This window comes from Pseudomonas sp. CG7 (assembly GCF_023701885.1).
In the GTDB taxonomy this organism is placed as follows: Bacteria; Pseudomonadota; Gammaproteobacteria; order Pseudomonadales; family Pseudomonadaceae; genus Aquipseudomonas; species Aquipseudomonas zanjanensis.
Genome location: NZ_JABAEE010000057.1, coordinates 31,973 through 47,026 on the forward strand (window position 1 = coordinate 31,973; position 15,054 = coordinate 47,026).

At 61.5% G+C, this 15,054-nt stretch carries 12 protein-coding genes and 3 pseudogenes; 7 read left to right on the plus strand and 8 right to left on the minus strand.

Annotation, left to right across the window (positions count from 1 at the left end; translation table 11 throughout):
* The first annotated feature begins 50 nt into the window (after positions 1-50).
* Both hemB and HGO40_RS21320 read left to right on the plus strand, forming a co-directional pair.
* Positions 51-1,025 carry a porphobilinogen synthase gene (gene hemB, locus HGO40_RS21315; RefSeq protein ID WP_250964632.1) on the plus strand — a complete coding sequence of 325 codons (975 nt, stop codon included), beginning with the start codon at positions 51-53 and terminating at the stop codon, positions 1,023-1,025.
* A gap of 260 nt (positions 1,026-1,285) precedes the next feature.
* Complete coding sequence (locus HGO40_RS21320) at positions 1,286-2,380, plus strand: DUF1615 domain-containing protein (RefSeq protein WP_250964633.1); 1,095 nt, start codon at positions 1,286-1,288, stop codon at positions 2,378-2,380.
* A 208-nt stretch (positions 2,381-2,588) separates the two neighbouring features.
* Here the strand turns inward: HGO40_RS21320 and HGO40_RS21325 are convergent.
* A pseudogene (locus HGO40_RS21325) lies at positions 2,589-2,858 on the minus strand (hypothetical protein); the annotation flags it as partial.
* A 221-nt stretch (positions 2,859-3,079) separates the two neighbouring features.
* Between HGO40_RS21325 and HGO40_RS21330 the strand changes: the two are divergent.
* Positions 3,080-3,709 (plus strand): glutathione S-transferase family protein, encoded by a 630-nt coding sequence (locus HGO40_RS21330; protein ID WP_250964634.1) that lies wholly within the window; start codon positions 3,080-3,082, stop codon positions 3,707-3,709.
* Positions 3,710-3,812: 103 nt separating this feature from the next.
* Here the strand turns inward: HGO40_RS21330 and HGO40_RS21335 are convergent, their stop codons facing one another.
* From HGO40_RS21335 to HGO40_RS21355, 5 genes and pseudogenes are all read right to left on the minus strand, one after another.
* A complete protein-coding gene (locus HGO40_RS21335; RefSeq protein WP_250964635.1) occupies positions 3,813-4,349 on the minus strand; it encodes a PqiC family protein in 537 nt (178 codons plus the stop codon).
* Between the two features lie 17 nt (positions 4,350-4,366).
* Positions 4,367-6,025, minus strand: coding sequence for a PqiB family protein (locus tag HGO40_RS21340; protein WP_250964636.1), 1,659 nt, complete (start codon positions 6,023-6,025; stop codon positions 4,367-4,369).
* On the minus strand, positions 6,006-6,665 hold the full coding sequence (locus tag HGO40_RS21345) for a paraquat-inducible protein A (RefSeq protein WP_250964637.1): 660 nt from the start codon (positions 6,663-6,665) through the stop codon (positions 6,006-6,008). The genes HGO40_RS21340 and HGO40_RS21345 overlap by 20 nt, the downstream gene beginning before the upstream one ends.
* Positions 6,662-7,258, minus strand: a complete 597-nt coding sequence (locus HGO40_RS21350; RefSeq protein WP_186708496.1) for a paraquat-inducible protein A — start codon at positions 7,256-7,258, stop codon at positions 6,662-6,664. Before HGO40_RS21350 ends, HGO40_RS21345 begins: the two co-directional genes overlap by 4 nt.
* Positions 7,259-7,330: 72 nt before the next feature.
* Positions 7,331-7,768: pseudogene (locus HGO40_RS21355) on the minus strand (CBS domain-containing protein); the annotation flags it as partial.
* Positions 7,769-8,143: 375 nt separating this feature from the next.
* Between HGO40_RS21355 and HGO40_RS21360 the strand changes: the two are divergent.
* Positions 8,144-10,507, plus strand: a complete 2,364-nt coding sequence (locus tag HGO40_RS21360) for a DNA polymerase II (protein ID WP_250964638.1) — start codon at positions 8,144-8,146, stop codon at positions 10,505-10,507.
* Positions 10,508-10,655: 148 nt separating this feature from the next.
* Here HGO40_RS21360 and HGO40_RS21365 read toward each other — a convergent pair whose 3' ends face one another.
* A complete protein-coding gene (locus HGO40_RS21365; protein ID WP_250964639.1) occupies positions 10,656-11,477 on the minus strand; it encodes an aldo/keto reductase in 822 nt (273 codons plus the stop codon).
* Positions 11,478-11,638: 161 nt separating this feature from the next.
* On the minus strand, positions 11,639-12,787 hold the full coding sequence (locus tag HGO40_RS21370) for an aldose epimerase family protein (protein ID WP_186708518.1): 1,149 nt from the start codon (positions 12,785-12,787) through the stop codon (positions 11,639-11,641).
* 341 nt (positions 12,788-13,128) lie between these two features.
* Here HGO40_RS21370 and HGO40_RS21375 point away from each other — a divergent pair, with 341 nt between their 5' ends.
* The 3 genes and pseudogenes from HGO40_RS21375 to HGO40_RS21385 all read left to right on the plus strand — a co-directional run.
* Complete coding sequence (locus tag HGO40_RS21375) at positions 13,129-13,833, plus strand: hypothetical protein (RefSeq protein ID WP_250964640.1); 705 nt, start codon at positions 13,129-13,131, stop codon at positions 13,831-13,833.
* 106 nt (positions 13,834-13,939) lie between these two features.
* Complete coding sequence (locus HGO40_RS21380; protein ID WP_250964641.1) at positions 13,940-14,725, plus strand: sulfite exporter TauE/SafE family protein; 786 nt, start codon at positions 13,940-13,942, stop codon at positions 14,723-14,725.
* Positions 14,726-14,794: 69 nt separating this feature from the next.
* A pseudogene (locus tag HGO40_RS21385) lies at positions 14,795-15,054 on the plus strand (erythromycin esterase family protein); the annotation flags it as partial.

Genomic DNA, 15,054 nt, shown 5'->3' on the forward strand with positions numbered 1-15,054 from the left:
CATAAGCTTTGCGCTTTGTGATCGAGCACCCTTTTTTGCCCAGGAGTCCCATGTCCAGCCAGTTCCCCGAAGCACGTCCACGCCGCCTGCGTCGCAATGCAAGCTTGCGCAGCCTGTTCCAGGAAACCGAGATCACCTTGAACGACCTGGTGCTGCCGATTTTCGTCGAAGAAGAAATCGATGATTTTGTGCCGATCAAGAGCATGCCCGGCGTGGTGCGCATCCCTGAGTCGAAGCTGGCCAGTGAGATCGAGCGCTATGCCCGTGCCGGCATCAGGTCGGTAATGACTTTTGGTGTGTCCCATCACTTGGACAACGACGGCAGCGACACTTGGAGCGAGCGCGGCCTGGTGTCGCGCATGGCCGGGATCTGCAAGGACGCGGTGCCGGAAATGATCGTGATGTCCGACACCTGCTTCTGTGAATACACCGATCATGGTCATTGCGGTGTCCTCCACGGCGATGAAGTGGACAACGACCGGACCTTGGTCAACCTGGGTAAGCAAGCCGTGGCGGCGGCCCGCGCCGGTGCCGATGTGATCGCGCCGTCGGCAGCCATGGACGGGCAGGTGCAGGCGATTCGCAAGGCCCTGGATGACGCCGGTTTCAGCCAGACGGCAATCATGGCCTATTCCACCAAATTCGCTTCGGCGCTCTATGGCCCGTTCCGCGAGGCCGGCGGTAGCGCGCTCAAAGGCGACCGCAAGAGCTATCAGATGAACCCGATGAACCGCCGCGAAGCCTTGCGCGAATCCCTGCTCGACGAGCAGGAAGGTGCCGATGCGCTGATGGTCAAGCCGGCCGGTGCCTACCTCGATATCATCCGCGACATTCGCCAGGCGTCGAACCTGCCGCTGTCGGCGTATCAGGTCAGTGGCGAATACGCGATGATCAAATTCGCCGCCCAGGCCGGCGCCATCGACGAAGCCCGCGTGGTCCGCGAGAGCCTTGGCGCAATCAAGCGGGCAGGGGCGGATCTGATCTTCACTTACTTCGCCATGGACCTGGCGCTGAGCGGGATCTGATCCGCCTGCATCAATGTTGCCAATGCCGCCGCCTTCGCGAGCAAGCTCGCTCCCACAGTGGTTTTGGGCTGGATGGGAAATCCAGGTCCACCGCCATTCCCCTGTGGGAGCGAGCTTGCTCGCGATAGCGGTGGGTCAGCTTGTATCAATGTTGCCAGTGCCGCCGCCTTCGCGAGCAGGCTCGCTCCCACAGTGGGCTGTAGCTCGCATTCACTTTTGATCGTATGGTTGCTCCGGAATAACAAACCCGATGGAGCCCCATGCAATTCAACCGATTGATGATCAGCCTCGCGGCGTTGCTGGCCCTGGCCGGTTGTGGCAGTCGTCAGGCCCAGGAGCCCGAGCGCCAGCCTGCTGAGGTCAAGAAGCAGATCGTGCAATTGTTGCCGGCCAAGACGACGGATCGCCAAGGTTGGGCGACTGACATCTACGTGGCCTTTGCGGCCCAGCAGATTCCGTCCACGACGCAGAATATCTGTGCGGTCCTGGCGGTGACCGAACAGGAGTCGACGTTCCAGGCCGACCCGCCAGTGCCAGGGCTGGGCAAGATCGCTCGTCAAGAGATCAACCGCCGTGCGGCGAAGGTGCACATTCCGGAGCTGTTGGTCAGCGGCGCGCTCCAGGTGCGTTCGCCCAACGGCAAAAGCTACAGCGATCGACTCAATGCGGCGCGTAGCGAGAAAGAGCTGAGCGGGATTTTCGATGATTTCATCGGCATGGTGCCGCTGGGCAAGACGCTGTTCGGCGGTTTCAATCCGGTGCACACCGGTGGCCCGATGCAGGTCAGCATCGCGTTTGCCCAAGCCAATGCGCGGGATTACCCCTATACGGTGGATGGTTCGATTCGTCGCGAAGTGTTCAGTCGCCGTGGCGGGATGTACTTCGGTATCGCGCATCTGCTGGGTTATGCGGTGAGCTATACCGAGCCGTTGTATCGTTTCGCCGATTTCAATGCCGGGTGGTACGCCAGTCGCAACGCGGCTTTCCAGCATGCGGTGAGTGTGGCGTCGGGCATTTCCCTGGCGCTGGATGGCGATCTGGTTGCCCATGACTCGATCATGCCGGGCAGCACGGAGCTGGCGGTTCGCACGCTGGGCAAGTCGTTGGGGATGCGCAACCCGACCATTCGCGATCAGTTGGAGCAGGGCGACAGCCTGGCGTTCGAGGACAGCAAGCTCTACAAGCGGGTGTTCGAACTGGCTGAGCGCGCCGAGGGCAAGCCGTTGCCGCGGGCGATATTGCCGGGGATCGTGCTCAAGAGCCCGAAGATAACGCGCAAGCTGACAACGGCGTGGTTTGCCAAGCGGGTGGATGAGCGTTATCAGCGCTGCATGGCGCGGGCGGCGGGGCGTTAGCAGATGTCGGGGCAAAAAAAAGCCCGGTGGATGAGGCCGGGCTTTTAGGGGGGAGGCGTCTTGATTGGGGTGGCGGGCGGGCTACGCAGCGGCTTGTCGAGCGTTGCGGCCGCTGCGCGCCCGAGCGGGAGCAAGCTCCCTCGCCACGGGGTGTGTTGCCTATGACTTGCGATGTTTTCAGGTATTACGGTCAAGCAACTCATGCGTGGTTTTCGATCAGGCGATCAGAGCCACCTTCAGCGACGCGGCGTTCCAGCAGGCGATCAGCGCCACCTTCAGCTACGCGGTTTTCGATCAGGCGGTCGGAGCCATCTTCGGCCACGCGGCGATCCAGCAGGCGATCAGCGCCACCTTCAGCGACGCGGTTTTCGATCAGGCGATCAGAACCGCCTTCGGCGACGACGGGTTGCGAGGAGGCGGCGAATACGTTGGCGGCCAGTACGGAGAAAGCGAGGCTGAGGATGACTTGGCGTTTCATGATGGTGTGCTCCGGGGGTGCAGTGGTTTGTGTGGGGCCATTGTTGTCCCGGGCGATCATCAAGAGAACTTCATTGGCATGATGGTGAACATCGACGGCAGTGATAGCTCGATGTCGGTTGATCCAGTGAGGGTGTCCCCTGGCGTGCGCGTCGTCCTTCGGGTGGAACACAGCCAGGTTTGTAGGCTCTACAGGGTAACCCACAGGCAGGAGGCAAGCTCATGTATCAGTTATTCGGTCACAGGCAATCCGGCTCGTCGGCAGTGGAGGTGGCGCTGGACCTTTGTGATGTGGCTTATCGGCGGGTCGATGCCTATTCGACGGAAGAAAGTGAAGCAGCGAAAGAGCTCGAGGCCCTCAACCCCTTGAAGCAGGTTCCGACGCTGCAACTGCCGGATGGCTCGGTGCTGACCGAGGCATCGGCGATTCTGATTCACCTCGGGCTGACCTTTCCCGCCTCGAAGCTGCTCCCTGACGACGCAGCCCAACGTGCGCAAGCCATACGAGGCCTGGTTTACATCGCGGCCAACTGCTACACCCCCATCGGCATCATCGATTTTCCGGAGCGCTGGCTGGACGATGCAGACGAAGAGACTCGGCAGCGCTTGGTATCAGGTACCCAGCAACGGCTCTACCGCAACTGGGCGCTGTTTGCCGACCAATTCCCGGCCCAGCCGTTTCTCGGCGGTGCCGAGCCGGGGGCGTTGGATATCCTGGCGGCTGTGATCACCAAGTGGAGAAATACGCGAGAGGCGATGCTCAACGCCCGCCCGCAATTCCACGGATTGTTGGAGCGCATCGACCGCCATCCACGCGTGGCGCCGATACTGTCGCTGCATTGGCCGTTGTAGGAGCTGCCGAGCGAAGCGAGGCTGCGATCTTTCCCCTGACGCTTGAATCTCAAGCGAAAGATCAAAAGATCGCAGCCTCGCTTCGCTCGACAGCTCCTACAGGTCAAGGACAGACCTTGCGCGCAGCCGCCTGCTCGACAAGGTCGACAAATTGCCGGACGTTCTGCTGATGGGCTGTCACCAGGTCGTCGATACTGGCGCCCGACGGTGTCTGCAGGCTGCTGCGACAAACGAGGGGGCGAACATCGCCGCTCAGGCTGCGCAGCCGCCATTGCACGTCCATGCGGGCGTAGCGGCCCGGGATCGAGTCAAAGCGCTGCACATCCACCCGCAGCGATGATTTCGGCGCGCCAGGGTTGCTCAGTTGTTCGTCCAGGCTGCTGTGCAGCTCATCCGCCAGGCTGGCGCCCCACCATTCGGTTTCGAGGATCGCCAACCCGCTGCTGCCTTGGCGAATGACCATCTGGGTGCGATCCACCTGGGGAGGAACGCTCACCTGTTCGATCTGGATGTCCATGCCAGAGCGTGACTGGCCTTCCGGCTGGACCGGGCTCAGGGTGTGGTAATGGATCGGATCGCTGCGACAGGCACCGAGCAGCAGGGCCACGGCAACCAGGGAGAGTTTCAGCGTCAGTGGCATGGGGCGGGCTCCTGTGATCATTCTTTCACCGGCAAGGTCAGGTTCTGTGCCGGTGCGTCCTTGGGACGACCGCGAAGCAGCGATTCGGGATGGCGACTCAGGTAGTCCGACAGCTCGCGCAACGAGCGCGACATGCGGCCCAGGTCGTCCAAGGTCTGGGTCAGTTGTTCACGCTGCGGCGAGTCTTCGGCCAGGGTCGAGTTGGCCGATTGCAGGGTCTTGCTGACGTCCTGCAAGGTGCTTTGCACGCCGGGCAGGGTCTTGCTGTTGAACTGGGCCAGGCCTTTGCGCAACTCCACCAGGTTGCCATCCAGGTTGCCGGCGATGCTCTCCAATGGCAGCTTGTTGATCCGCTCGACCATCGTCTGCAGTTGTTCCTGCAATTGCTGCAGGCTGCCCGGGAGGGTTGGAATCCGCACGGGGCGGGCGCTGGGGTCGAAGGCCACTTTTTCCGCCTTGGGGTAAAAGTCCAGCGAGATGTACAACTGCCCGGTCAGCAGGTTGCCGCTGCGGGCTTGGGCCCGCAGGCCGCGCTCGACAAAGCTGCCGATCAGGCGGGCACCGGCGGCTTCGTCTTCCGGATCGTGGTTGAGCGACTTGAGCAGTTTTTCATGGGCCTTGCCCAGGCGCTGAGGGTAGATCACCACGCCGACGTTGACCGGAAAGCTGCGTTGTTTCTCATCGAAATCCAGGTTGATGGCCACCACCCGGCCGACTTCAACGCCTAGGAACTCCACCGGTGCCCCGACTCGCAACCCGCGCAGTGCCTGGTCAAAACGCAGGGCCAGGTATTGTCCCTTGCCGTCGGGTGGAGCGAGGGCGCTCTGCTGGTCGGCAAACAATTCGAAGGTCTGGTCTTCGCTGGCAATGGTGTCGTTTGGACTGTATTCCGGTGCCCTGAACGCGATGCCGCCTAGCAGCAAGGCCGAGAGCGACTCGGTCTTGACGGCGAACCCGTTGGCGCCGACGTTCACGTCCACGCCGCTGACGTTCCAGAACCGGGTGTTTTCGGTGACGTACCGGTCGTTGGGCGCGTTGACGAACACGTCGATGTTGACGCCTTTGCCCTCGGCGTCCAGCGCATAGGACACGACCTGGCCCACAGGGATCTTGCGCAGGTACACCGGTGAGCCAATGTCCAGCGAACCGAGGTCCTGGGAGTGCAGGGTGAAGCGTTTGCCCGGTTCGCCATAGGTGATCGGCGGCGGGGCTTCCAGGCCGGTGAAGGATTTGGCGCGCACTTTCGACTGGCCAGCGTCGGCACCGATGAAATCGCCGGACAGCAGCGTGTCGATTCCCGAGATCCCACCGGCCCCGATACGTGGCCGCACGACCCAGAACACCGAGTCTTCGTGGGTGAAGGTGTCGGCGGTCTTGGCGAGCTTGACCGTGGCGGTGACGTTCTTCTGGTCTTCACTCAATTGCACGTCGGTGACCTGGCCGATGACCACGTTGCGGTATTTCACCTGGGTCTTGTTGGCGGTCAGGCCCTGGCCGGTCTTGAAGGTGATGGTGATGGTCGGGCCTTCCTGCAGCCAGTTGTTGACCACCAGGGAAATGCCCACCAGCACCGCGATGATCGGCACGATCCACACCAGCGACACCGTCCAGCGACGGGTGCTGACGTGAGCCCGACCGGGTGCGGGTTGTTGCCCGTCAGTGACTTGCGACTTCATCCATGGTCTCCTCGGAAGGTTGGGTGTCCCAGATCAGCCGGGGGTCGAAACTCATGGCCGACAGCATGGTGAACAACACCACGAGGCCGAAAAACAGGATACCCGGTCGCGGTTCGATATCGCTCAGTGCCTGGAACTTGACCAGGGCCGCCACCAGGGCCACCACCAGCACGTCGAGCATCGACCAGTAGCCGATGACTTCCACCAGTCGGTACAGCTTCGCCCGTTGGACCTGGGCCCAGGTGCTGCGCCGCTGTGCGGTCACCAGCAGCAGGGTCAGCACGACGAACTTGAGGCCGGGCACCGCGATGCTGGCGATGAAAATGATCAGGGCGATATCCCAGGCGCCGCCTTGCCAGACCTCGATGACGCCGCTGATGATCGTGCTGTCGGCGCCTTCGCCGAGCATCTGGGTGTTCATGACCGGAAGCAGGTTGGCTGGGATGTAGAACACCAGCGCGGCGAGCATGTAGGCCCAGGTGCGGGTGATGGCATTGGGTTTGCGTCGGTGCAGGGCGGCGTCGCAACGGGGGCAGGTATCGGGTTCGTCGGTCATGTCGCAGGCCAGGCCGCAACTGTGGCACAGGCACAGGTTCAGGTCGCGGGCCTCGGGCGGGGTGTCCAGCGGCTGGCCGCTCATAGGCTGTCCCACAGGTCGCGGACATCACGTCCGGCAATGCGGATCATCAACAGGCTCAAGGCCGCGAGGGCGAACAGGCCGATGCCTGGGAGTACATCCAGCAGGCCGGCGAGCTTGATCACCGCCACCAGTGCGCCCAGCAGGCACACCTCCAGCATGCTCCAGGGCCGCAGGGTTTCCAGGCTGCGCATGCACAGGGCGAACCCCGGTGCCCGCCGCTGGAGGTAGGCATGGCCCAGGACCCAGAGCAGCAGCGCCAGTTGGAAGGCCGGTGCAATGATGATTGCCACCGCTGTCACCAGGGCGATGAAAGTGATGGGGCCCTGGCTCAGCGCCACGATGGAGTCCCACAACGTCGCGCTGTTGCTCAGGCCCTGGAGGCGGATGCTCATCACCGGATAAATGTTGGCGAAAGCCCACAACACCGCGGCCGTCACGCTCAAGGCCAGGCGCTGTTCGATGGTCAGGCCGTTGTAGCGCTGGATCACCGCGTGACAGCGCACGCACGCGGCTTTCTGGTGCGGAGCGAGCACAACCGGCTCGTACACCGCATCGCAATGTTCACAAATGATCAGTCGGTCGGTGGCGGCCATCGGGATGCTCGCAGGAACAACCCCTTCAATATAGAAGTGCGTTGAGAATGAGCAACCCGTTGGACAAGATAATTCGCCGCGAAAGTATTGCTCCAGTTGTCGGATCAGGTCGGCCTGTTCGGCGATGGCTTCCTTGACCAGGTCACCGATGGACAGCAGCCCGACGAGTTTGCCGTCTTCTACCACCGGCAAATGGCGCAAGTGCTTCTCGGTCATGATGCTCAGGCAGGTCTCGACATTCTGGTGCGGGTCGATGGTGATCACCGGGGAGACCATGATGTCACTGACCATCGTGCCCACCGACGAGCGCCCGTGCAGGACCATTTTGCGCGCATAGTCGCGCTCGCTGATGATCCCCAGCACCTCATCGTTCTTCACCACCAGCAAGGCACCGACGTTCTTCTCGGCCATGCGCATCAGGGCCTGCAATACCATGTCGTCCGGTGAGATGGTGTGCACTTGCTGGTTCGTCTCGTCTTTTATCCGGAGCAACTGCGCGACGGTTTTCATGGGGAGCCTCGGGTGTTGTTTTTGCAGGTGGTTAAAGCATCGTAGACCCAACGGCGCAGAGCAAGCGGTAAAGCGGCGGCCAATCGTCCAAAAACGTCATTGCCGGTGAATTCACCACCGAAGTGACGCCATGCACCCTGTGGCGAGGGAGCTTGCTCCCGCTGGGCTGCGCAGCAGCCCCTGGTTGTTGGCATTCGCCCGATATACCGAGGTGGTCGGTTTTGGGGCTGCTGCGCACCCCAGCGGGAGCAAGCTCCCTCGCCACAAAAAGCAGGTGGGTGTCAGTTAAGCAGGTGGGTGGTGTGTCAGTTGGGCAGGTGAAGTTCCCCCGCCACAGGTAGAATCATCGCCTACGCAAAATTCGAGGTTGCAGCGGTGGATCTACAGCAGGGCTTCGTCCTGACCCGGCATTGGCGCGACACCCCGGCCGGCACCGAAGTCGAGTTCTGGCTGGCGACCGACGCCGGTCCCCGGCGCGTGCGCCTGCCCGTGCAAACGTCGGTGGCCTTTGTGCCGCAGGTCCAGCGCGGCCAGCTCGAAGCCTTGCTGCAAGGGGAGAAGGACATAGAACTGCGCCCCCTTGACCTGCTGGATTTCGAGCATCGCCCGGTGCTGGGCCTGTATTGCCAGCAACATGCCCAGCTGATGCGCCTGGACACCACCTTGCGCCGCGCCGGTGTGGAGGTGTTCGAAGCGGACATCCGGCCGCCGGAGCGCTACCTGATGGAGCGTTTCATCACTGCCCCGGTCTGGTTCGGCGGTACCCCGGCCGCGGATGGCCTGCTGGTCGATGCCCAGATGAAACCGGCGCCCGATTACCGTCCACCGTTGCGCCTGGTGTCCCTGGACATCGAAACCACCGCCCAGGGCGAGTTGTATTCCATTGCCCTGGAAGGCTGCGGCGAGCGCCAGGTCTACATGCTCGGGCCACCTAACGGCGACGAGACCGGCGTGGACTTCCAGCTGGAATATTGCGAATCGCGCACGCTGCTGCTGAAGAAACTCAACGACTGGTTCGCCCGTTTCGACCCCGACGCGATCATTGGCGGGAACCTGGTGCAGTTCGACCTGCGGGTGTTGCATGAGCATGCCCGGCGGCTGGCGGTGCCGTTGCGCCTGGGGCGTGGTGGCGAAGAAATGCAATGGCGTGAGCACGGTGCGCGCAACAACCACTTCTTCGCCTCGGCGGCCGGTCGGCTGATCATCGACGGCATCGAGTCCCTGCGCTCGGCCACCTGGAGTTTTCCGTCGTTCAGCCTTGAAAACGTCGCCCAGACGCTACTGGGGGAGGGCAAGTCCATCGACAACCCGTACCAGCGCATGGACGAGATCAATCGCATGTTCGCCGAGGACAAGCCGGCCCTGGCCCGCTACAACCTCAAGGACTGCGAGCTGGTAACGCGGATCTTCGCCAAGACCGAACTGCTCAAGTTCCTCTTGGAGCGGGCCAGTGTCACCGGCCTGCCAGCGGACCGCAGCGGTGGTTCGGTGGCAGCCTTCACGCACCTGTACATGCCGCTGATGCACCGCCAGGGCTTCGTTGCCCCCAATCTTGGCCAGCGCCCGCCCGAGGCCAGCCCGGGCGGGTTTGTCATGGACTCTCAACCGGGGCTCTACGAGTCGGTGCTGGTGCTGGACTACAAAAGCCTGTATCCGTCGATCATCCGCACCTTCCTGATCGACCCGGTGGGCTTGATCGAAGGGCTGCGCCACCCGGATGACGACGAGTCGGTGCCCGGCTTTCGCGGGGCGCGCTTCTCCCGTACTCGACACTGCCTGCCGGCCATCGTCGCGCGGGTCGCCGAAGGCCGGGAAACCGCCAAGCGTGAACACAATGCGCCGCTGTCCCAGGCGTTGAAAATCATCATGAACGCATTCTATGGCGTGCTCGGTTCCAGTGGCTGTCGCTTCTTCGACACGCGCCTGGCTTCGTCCATCACTCTGCGTGGCCACCAGATCATGCAGCACACCCGCCAGTTGATCGAAGCCCAGGGGCATTCGGTGATCTACGGCGATACCGATTCCACTTTCGTCTGGCTGCGCCGCGCCCACGGCCAGGAGGAGGCAGCCAAGATTGGTCGCGAGCTGGTGGCGCACGTCAACCAATGGTGGCGTGAACAGGTGCGTGCCGAGTTCGGGCTGGAAAGCGCGCTGGAGCTGCAGTTCGAAACGCATTTCAAGCGCTTCCTGATGCCGACCATCCGAGGTGCCGAGGAGGGCAGCAAGAAACGCTACGCCGGGCTGGTGACCCGCGCCGACGGCAGCGATGAAATCGTCTACAAGGGTTTGGAAACCGTGCGGACCGATTGGTCGCCGCTGGCCCGGCAGTTCCAGCAGGAGTTGTACGGGCGGATCTTCCACCGCAAGCCCTACCAGGACTATGTGCGCGATTATGTGCAGCAGACCCTGTCCGGTGCCTTCGATGAGCGGCTGGTCTACCGCAAGCGCCTGCGTCGACCGCTGGACGACTATGAACGCAACGTCCCGCCCCATGTACGGGCCGCGCGGTTGGCCGATGAGTTCAACCAGCGCCAGGGCCGTCCGCGGCAATACCAGAATGGCGGCTGGATCAGCTATGTCATCACTGTCGCCGGTCCCGAACCGCTGGAAACCCGCAGCGCACCAATCGATTACGACCACTACGTGACCAAACAGCTGCAGCCGGTGGCGGACGCGATCCTGCCGTTTGTGGACGATGACTTTTCGACGTTGGTGGGGGGGCAGATGGGGTTGTTCTAACGGCTGTCGTTTGCGAGGCGCCGGACTGCTTTTGTGGCGAGGGAGCTTGCTCCCGCTCGATTGCGCAGCGATCGAAAGCATAATGGGGCCGCTACGCGACCCAGCGGGAGCAAGCTCCCTCGCCACAAAAAGCTTCTGATCGCGAGGGTCAGACCATCGCCAACCGCTGCTTGCCCTGGGGCTGGGGAAAGATCAGGTCGAGGGCGGCCAGGTCCTGGGGATCGAGCCTGAGGTTGGCCGCTTCGGCATTCAGGCGCACATGCTCAGGCTTCACAGCCTTGGGAATGGCAATCACGTTGTCTTGGCGAAGCAACCAGGCCAGTGCTATCTGGGCCGACGTTGCGCGATGGCGCTCGGCAATTTGCCCCAGGGTGTGATCCTTGAGCAAGTGCCCGCCCTGGCCGACCGGACAGTAAGCCATGATCGGCATGCGTTGTTGCTGGCACCAAGGCAGCAGGTCGAATTCGATGCCGCGTTCCTGCAGGTTGTACAGCACTTGATTGGTGGCGCAGACCGGAGAAGCCAGCTCCTCAAGGTCATCGACGTCAAGGTTCGACACCCCCCAACGGCCGATCTTGCCTTCTTCGCGCAGACGCTCGAACGCTTCGACGGTTTCTTCCAAGGGGTACTGGCCGCGCCAGTGCAGCAGGTAAAGATCAATGTAATCGGTGTCGAGCCGGCGCAAGCTGCGTTCGCAGGCGAGGGGAATGCCTTTGCGGCTGGCGTTGTGGGGATAGACCTTGCTCACCAGGAACACCTGGTCGCGCAGGCCGGTGATCGCTTCGCCGACGACGGTCTCTGCGCCGCCTTCGGCATACATCTCTGCAGTGTCGATCAGGGTCATGCCCAGTTCGATCCCTAACCGCAGGGCGGCCACTTCTTTTTTGTGATGGGACGGTTCTTCACCCATGCGCCAGGTGCCCTGGCCAATGACCGGTACGGACACCCCCGCCAATTCCAGCGTCCTCATGGCTCTCTCCTGTTGTGCTGATCCATCATCCAATGGACAGCAGGATAGTAGGAGCTGGCGAAGCCTGCGATCTTTTGATGTTTCGCTCCAGACTCAATTGGCTGGGGAAAGATCGCAGCCTCGCTTCGCTCGACAGCTCCTACGGGTGTTGCGCAGCTTTTCTATTTCGTGGAGAACTTCAATACCATCGTCTGGGTGTAGGTCTGGCCCGGATCAAGCCGCGTCGAAGGGAAGTCCGGCTGGTTTGGCGAGTCGGGGTAATGCTGGGTTTCCAGGGTGAACGCGCCCCAATGCGGATAGACCTTGCCTTGCTTGCCCTTGACGGTGCCGTCGAGGAAGTTGCTGGTGTAGAACTGCACGCCAGGTTCGCTGGTGTAGAGCTGCAGGAGTCGTCCGGACTGCGGGTCATGCACCTCGGCGGCCAGTTTGTCCACATCGCCCTTGGCATCCAGCACCCAGTTGAAATCGAAGCCGCCCTGTTTCGGTTCGGCGAACTTGAGTTGTGGGTGATCAGCCTTGATGTGCGTGCCGATGGCGGTGGGCTTGGTGAAATCCATCGGTGTGCCGGCCACGGGGGCTAGCTCGCCGGTGGGAATGAGTTTGCCGGTGACCGGGGTGTAACGGGCCGCGTGCAGGGTCGCGACTTGTTTGAGGATGTCACCGTTGCCTGCACCCGCCAGGTTGAAATAGCTGTGGTTGGTCAGGTTCAACACGGTCGGCTTGTCGGTGGTGGCCTTGTAGTCGATGCGCAGCTCGTTCTTGTCGTTGAGGCTGTAGGTGACATCCGTCTTCAGGTTGCCGGGAAAGCCCATTTCGCCATCCGCCGACAGGTACGTCAGGGTCACGCCCACCGAATCCTTGTCATTGCTCGGTTCGGCTTTCCAAACACGTTTGTCGAACCCTTGTGGCCCACCGTGCAAGGAATTGTCCTTGTCGTTCTGCGGCACCTGGTAACGCTTGCCATCCAGCTCGAACGCCCCACCGGCCAGGCGATTGCCAAAGCGGCCGATGGTCGCGCCGAAATACACGCTGCCGTTCTTCTGGTAGCCCTGCACATCGTCGAAGCCGAGCACGACATCAGCGGTCATGCCGTTTTTGTCCGGCACGATCAGCGACTGGAGGATCCCGCCATAGGTGATGACGGTCGCCTCGATGCCGTGGCTGTTGCGCAGGACGAATTTCTCAACCGCGGTGCCGTCGTCGGTCTTGCCGAAGGCAACGCGTTCATTGGTCAGGCCGGCGGCCTGGGAGGAGGTGGCAATCATCAGAGAGACTCCGAGGGCCGTGAGCAGATGTCTGGATTCAAGCATGGTGTGACCTTCCTTCCTGTTGTTTTGTTGTTGTTTTAACGCGGTCGAGTCCGTTACTTGGTCGGACAGCGATGAAGGTTTTTCTGTTCAGTAGTCTTTCTATTTGAGGGCTGGAAAGGGATTTATAGCTATAAATCGGGATTTATCAATTAAAAAGTAAGACTAATTGATCGAGGCGAGGCTTGCCCAAGCGAACGCTTTCACCTCGGGCGTCGCACTTTTGCGGTTTTTACAGCTCTATCCTTGGCCTGGAAGCGGCGACCCCCATCGCTTCCCCATGCCTAGATTGAGACTCGATGGCCGGTGTTTTTTCTTCTGTGACGAGGTTGCGCCAAGCCTGCATGGCCGGATTGGTTGGTGTGTCGATGCTGTTCAGCGGCGGCTGCAGCCATCAACAGGGGCAGGACATGGTCACGCAGTTCAGCGAAGCCAGGCCCCAGGAGTTCTTGCAGACCAGCGTCGACCGCATGGCGACGTTGTCGATGCACGACAATTTGCAAAGCCTTTACCTGCTGATGAGCAAGCTGTACCTGCGCAACCCCGAGGAACTGCGCAAGTCCGGCTTTCTCGACGCCCGCACCGCGGAAAAACAGGTGCGCATGGCCATCGAGCAGCAACAACCCTTGCCGACGTTGGGGGGCAAGAAGGACTTGGCCGCCCTCAGCTATGCCATGAGCCCGGAATTTCTCGGTGATCGGGTCGGGGCGTTCATCTATGCCATCGGCAGCATGTTGGTCACGGCTCACGGCAATCGCCTCGAGTTCTACATGACCGATACCATCGACCCGCGTTTTGTCAGCAATGCGGCGCGCAACATCGAAAAAGCCACTTGGCTGCTCAGTCAGCGGCAGAACAAGGACGGCACGCCGTTGCTGTTTTCCAACGAGATTTCGGAGGAGGGCAGCAACCTGAGTTTCGCCGTGGAGTTCGGCAAAATCGTCGCCCGATTGGACCTGCTGACCCAGATGCTCGATGAGCGTTACCGGCGCATCGGCTTGAATTACGCCCAGAGCCTGCTGTTCCTCAACTTCCTGCCTGTCCAGTGAGCTGAGAAAAAGGAATAAAGATAGATCACATCGATATAGGGGGTTATAAGAAAAATCGCTATGCTCGCGGCCAGATTTTTCACGCGGTCGTGGCGAGACGGGTTCAATGGATTTCGGTAATGTCGGTTTAGGCGTTGCGGGCCTGGTGGTCGGCTTCATCGTTGGAATGACCGGCGGTGGCGGTGGTTCACTGATGACCCCGATCCTGTTGTGGTTTGGTATCAACCCCGCGACAGCGGTGGGCACCGACCTGCTGTACGCGGCCATTACCAAGTCTGGCGGTGTCCTGGTTCACGCAAAAAACCGCAATATCGATTGGGCAATCACCGGCTGGTTGACCCTGGGCAGCGTGCCGGCGGTCGGCTTGACGCTGTGGTTTCTCAGCAGCCTGCACAGCTCGCCCGACGCTATGAACGCGGTGATCAAACAAGCCTTGGGCTTTGTGTTGTTCGCCACCGCCCTGGCGATCCTGTTCAAGAAGCGCCTGCTGCAATTCGCCCATGATCGTGCCGGCGGTCATTACAACCCCTCCGGTTCACGACTCAATGTGCTGACGGTCATCACCGGCCTCGTGCTGGGCACGATGGTCGCGTTGACCTCCATCGGTGCTGGTGCCCTGGGCACTGTGGCGCTGTTCATTCTTTATCCGTTCCTGGTCACCAAGCGCCTGGTGGGCACCGAGATCGCCCACGCCGTGCCGCTGACCCTGGTGGCTGGCCTGGGCCATGCGAGCATGGGCAACATGGATTGGCATATCCTGGGTTTCCTGCTGATCGGTTCGTTGCCGGGGATCTACCTGGGCAGCCATTTGTCGGGACGCATCTCCGATGAGGTCCTACGGCCTTGCCTGGCGGTGATGCTGGCGATGATCGGCTTCAAACTCGCGTTCTGATTTGATCGGAGTCATGGGTCCATAGCCACAGTCATACCTGTAAACCAGGTACTGATGAGGCCAAGACCCATGAGCAGCCCAGCCAGAGATCTGCTGCAACGACTACGCCGGCGTGGCGCCGAGCCTCGCACCGACATTGCCGATATCCTGCGTCACCACGTCGAGCCATTGCCTGCCGAGGACAGCCCGGCCTTTGGTGAGATGTTCGATCGCTTCGCTGATGCCAAGGTCGTGTTGATTGGCGAGGCCAGCCACGGCACCCATGAATTCTATCGGACCCGTGCCGCCATTACCCGACACCTGATAGAGCGTCACGGCTTCAATAGCGT

What these genes read in the sequence shown, in the direction of transcription:
- hemB (WP_250964632.1), top strand. Translation starts at nt 51, where the DNA reads ATGTCCAGCCAGTTCCCCGAAGCACGTCCACGCCGCCTGCGTCGCAAT.
- HGO40_RS21320 (WP_250964633.1), top strand. Translation starts at nt 1,286, where the DNA reads ATGCAATTCAACCGATTGATGATCAGCCTCGCGGCGTTGCTGGCCCTG.
- HGO40_RS21330 (WP_250964634.1), top strand. Translation starts at nt 3,080, where the DNA reads ATGTATCAGTTATTCGGTCACAGGCAATCCGGCTCGTCGGCAGTGGAG.
- HGO40_RS21335 (WP_250964635.1), bottom strand. Translation starts at nt 4,349, where the DNA reads ATGCCACTGACGCTGAAACTCTCCCTGGTTGCCGTGGCCCTGCTGCTC.
- HGO40_RS21340 (WP_250964636.1), bottom strand. Translation starts at nt 6,025, where the DNA reads ATGAAGTCGCAAGTCACTGACGGGCAACAACCCGCACCCGGTCGGGCT.
- HGO40_RS21345 (WP_250964637.1), bottom strand. Translation starts at nt 6,665, where the DNA reads ATGAGCGGCCAGCCGCTGGACACCCCGCCCGAGGCCCGCGACCTGAAC.
- HGO40_RS21350 (WP_186708496.1), bottom strand. Translation starts at nt 7,258, where the DNA reads ATGGCCGCCACCGACCGACTGATCATTTGTGAACATTGCGATGCGGTG.
- HGO40_RS21365 (WP_250964639.1), bottom strand. Translation starts at nt 11,477, where the DNA reads ATGAGGACGCTGGAATTGGCGGGGGTGTCCGTACCGGTCATTGGCCAG.
- HGO40_RS21370 (WP_186708518.1), bottom strand. Translation starts at nt 12,787, where the DNA reads ATGCTTGAATCCAGACATCTGCTCACGGCCCTCGGAGTCTCTCTGATG.
- HGO40_RS21375 (WP_250964640.1), top strand. Translation starts at nt 13,129, where the DNA reads ATGGCCGGATTGGTTGGTGTGTCGATGCTGTTCAGCGGCGGCTGCAGC.
- HGO40_RS21380 (WP_250964641.1), top strand. Translation starts at nt 13,940, where the DNA reads ATGGATTTCGGTAATGTCGGTTTAGGCGTTGCGGGCCTGGTGGTCGGC.